Annotated in this window: 2 protein-coding genes; both read left to right on the top strand. The window is 63.0% G+C overall.

Features of this window, described 5'->3' with window-relative positions; all coding sequences use genetic code 11:
- Positions 1–1,201 (top strand): MFS transporter (locus ACXRVY_RS25285; RefSeq protein WP_458238554.1); only part of this gene is annotated, 1,201 nt, incomplete at its 5' end.
- Positions 1,202–1,225: 24 nt separating this feature from the next.
- On the top strand, positions 1,226–2,204 hold a 979-nt coding region (locus ACXRVY_RS25290), incomplete at its 3' end, for an enolase C-terminal domain-like protein (protein WP_458238555.1).

Here is a 2,204-nt window from a genome sequence, read left to right on the forward strand (position 1 = left end):
CACCCACATGGAGCACGACCTGGGCATTGGCGCTGCCGCCTATGGCCTCGGTGCCGGTCTGTTCTTCATCGGCTATGCACTGTTCGAAGTGCCCTCCAACATCCTTCTGCAGAAAGTCGGCGCACGTATCTGGCTGACGCGGATCATGCTGACCTGGGGCCTGGTCGCCGCGGGCATGGCGTTCATCCAGAACGAAACCCACTTCTACATCCTGCGTTTTCTGCTGGGTGTGGCCGAAGCCGGGTTCTTTCCCGGAGTGATCTACTACTTCACCCGCTGGTTGCCCGGCGTAGAGCGCGGCAAGGCGATTGCCATTTTCCTCAGTGGCTCGGCGATTGCCTCGCTGATCTCCGGCCCGCTGTCCGGTCTGCTCCTGCAAATCGAAGGGCTGGGCCTGCACGGCTGGCAGTGGATGTACTTCATCGAGGGCATGTTTTCGGTGGGGTTGTGCGTGTTTGTCTGGTTCTGGCTGGACTCCAGACCCCATGACGCCAAATGGCTGAGCCGCGAGGAGCAGGACGCACTGGTCAAGGCCATCGACGACGAACAACTGGCCCGGGAAGCGGCGACGCCGATCAAGCCGTCACTGGGCAAGTTGCTCAAGGATCGCCAGRTCATCCTGTTCTGCCTGATCTACTTCTTTATCCAGCTGACCATCTACGCCGCTACGTTCTGGCTGCCGAGCATCATCAAGAAGATGGGCGACCTGAGCGACATCCAGGTCGGGCTGTTCAACTCGATTCCGTGGTTGCTGTCGATTGTCGGCATGTATGCCTTCGCGTCCCTGTCGGCCAAATGGAAACACCAGCAAGCCTGGGTCGCTGCCGCCCTGCTGATCGCCGCTGCCGGGATGTTCATGTCCACCACCGGAGGGCCAGTGTTCGCCTTCGTTGCGATCTGCTTTGCCGCACTGGGCTTCAAATCGGCCTCGTCACTGTTCTGGCCGATTCCCCAGGCCTACCTGGATGCGCGCATTGCCGCTGGCGTCATCGCGCTGATCAACTCGGTGGGCAACCTCGGCGGTTTCGTTGCGCCGACCACCTTCGGCCTGCTCGAAGCAAACACCGGTTCGATTCAGGGCGGGCTGTACGGCCTGGCCGCGACCTCGATCATCGCCGCCATCATTGTGTTTGCCGCCCGCAACACACCGAAACCCGCACCCGCCGGCGCGCCGGGCAATCCCGCACCCAACCACGCCTGAATTCAGCTTTTTAAGGATTGGAAAATGAACCCACAAGACACCGCAAAAGCCCCGGTCATCACCAGCATGCAAGTGGTTCCGGTGGCCGGCCACGATGGCATGCTGCTCAACCTGAGCGGCGCCCACGGCCCGTTTTTCACCCGCAATATCGTGATCCTCAAGGACAACGCCGGCCACACCGGCGTCGGCGAAGTACCGGGGGGCGAGCGCATTCGCCAGACCCTCGAAGACGCACGTAGCCTGGTGGTCGGCAGCCCGATTGGCACTTACCAGAAGATCCTCAATCAGGTGCGCCAGACCTTCGCCGACCGCGATGCCGGTGGGCGCGGTTTGCAGACCTTCGACCTGCGCATCACCATCCACGCCGTCACCGGCCTGGAAGCCGCATTGCTCGACTTGCTCGGCCAGCACCTGGACGTGCCGGTGGCCGCCCTGCTCGGCGAAGGCCAGCAGCGCGATGAAGTGAAGATGCTCGGCTATCTGTTTTATGTCGGCGATCGCAACGAAACCGACCTCGCCTACCGCAGCGAACCGGACGCCGACAACGACTGGTTCCGGGTGCGACACGAGAAAGCCATGACCGCCGATGCGGTGGTCCGCCTGGCCGAGGCGGCCCATGCCCGTTACGGCTTCAAGGATTTCAAACTCAAGGGCGGCGTGCTCAGCGGCGACGCGGAAATCGAAGCAGTCACGGCCCTCGCCGAACGCTTCCCCGATGCGCGCATCACCCTCGACCCGAATGGCGCCTGGTCACTGAAAGAAGCCATCCGCCTGTGCCGCGATCAGCACCGCGTGCTGGCCTACGCCGAAGACCCGTGCGGGGCGGAAAACGGTTACTCGGGGCGCGAAGTCATGGCCGAATTCCGCCGCGCCACGGGCCTGAAAACCGCGACCAACATGATCGCCACCGACTGGCGTGAGATGGGCCACGCGATCCAGTTGCAGTCGGTCGACATTCCCCTGGCCGACCCGCACTTCTGGACCCTGCAAGGCTCGGTGCGCG

The organism is Pseudomonas sp. P5_A2_2 (assembly GCF_054177685.1).